Origin of the sequence: Sphingomonas sp. S-NIH.Pt3_0716, assembly GCF_003950715.1 — a bacterium.
Lineage (GTDB): Bacteria > Pseudomonadota > Alphaproteobacteria > Sphingomonadales > Sphingomonadaceae > Sphingobium > Sphingobium yanoikuyae_A.
Window position 1 is genome coordinate 1 of record NZ_QLJK01000100.1, and the last position, 1,562, is coordinate 1,562.

The following is a 1,562-nucleotide window of genomic DNA, read 5'->3' on the forward strand; positions in this document are numbered from 1 at the left end:
GGGACTTCTGCGACAATGGGCCATCTCGGATGCTTGACGTTTCGCTCCGAAAGCATCCCCAAATTGCAAAGGCTGATATGACGAATCTCACACCGCAAAAAACCATGAACCCCAATACTCTCTTCCGTAAGGGAGATTTCTTCGTGCTTTTTGGCGAGCTGTTTGGCCGTGGCTATGCAGCCGGTCTGCTTGACGAGGCCAAGGCTGCGGGCATGACCATCCTGGGAGTCACAGTCGGCCGTCGCGAGGAGAATAACGCATTGCGCGCCTTGGCTGATGACGAACTGGCTGCGGCTGAAGCCAATCTCGGCGGCAAGATTATCAACACTCCGCTGATGGCAGGCTTTGATCTCGATGCTCCCGAAGGCGGTCCTACCCCAACTGATCTTCTCGGGAAGATGACTCTCGACACCTGGCAGACCGATACCCTCGATTGGGACTATATTGCGCGCTGCCACGAGGTTGGATTGACACGGTTCAAGACCGCGCTCGACGCAGTTATGGCGGAACTCGATGACCTGATCCCCGACGGCAGGAACGTCTTCTTCGCACACACAATGGCAGGTGGTATCCCGAAGGCCAAGGTCGTTCTCGCTATCGTAAACCGCATCTACAAGGGTCGTGGCGCGCGACATATGTCGTCGCAGTCGCTGATCGAAAGCGATCTCGGGAAGCTCGTTTTGCAAAACTTTGACGAGGTTTCGGCTAATACCTTTGGCTACCTGCTTGAGGCCAGCTCTGCCATCCGTACCCGGATCTGGGCGGCCGGCGGACAGGTTCGTTACACCGCCTATGGCTATCACGGCACCGAAGTTCTGATTGGCGGCAGCTATCGCTGGCAGACTTATACCAACTACACTCAAGGCTATGCGAAGATGCGTCTTGAAGGTGTTGCCGAAGCTGCGTGGCGCAAAGGCATAAAAGCCACAGTGTTCAATTGCCCCGAAATCCGCACCAATTCCTCCGATGTATTCGCCGGGCTCGAACTGTCGCTCCTACCGTTGCTGGGCGCGCTGAAGAAAGAAGGCGGTGGAGGCTGGGTCGAGGTGCTTTGGCAAGGATGCCAAGACCTGCTGAAAGACGGCGTGACGCTCGAAGCCCTGCTACAGATGGTTTTGGACTATCAGAACAACGAGGCGATGCAGCCCTATTATGACTTCGACCTTTGGCCGCTGCCGAATAGCGCCACTCAGGCGGAGCAGACCATCGGCACATCACAAGAGATCGTGCAACTGCACAAAGATAAAAGAATTCTCGTGAGCGACGTCTTGAGCCATCATGTGGTCAAGGCGGTCGGCCAGTTGATCTTTGGCGAGGCCAGCGAACCCTCCGGACCTGTCCTGTGGCTGAACCACGATCTGGTTGCACGTCGACTCATCGCAGCAAGCGGGGGGAGTGCGGACTGACACCTTGCACAGTCGGAGGCATATGCTCTAGCCGCCGAAAAGCGAGGCTGTCTGTCGCGCAAATCCTGAAACCTGCATCACGTCCGCAGCGGCCCGGAATCCGGGCCGCGACGTGTCGCAAAAATCAGTCGCGAATCTATCACTTTCGCACCTGAT

1 protein-coding gene is annotated in these 1,562 nt (G+C 56.7%); it reads left to right on the forward strand.

Features of this window, described 5'->3' with window-relative positions; all coding sequences use genetic code 11:
- A partial coding sequence (locus BRX37_RS26185; RefSeq protein WP_206434238.1) for an enoyl ACP reductase FabMG family protein occupies positions 1-1,406 on the forward strand: 1,406 nt, incomplete at its 5' end.
- Positions 1,407-1,562 lie beyond the last annotated feature (156 nt).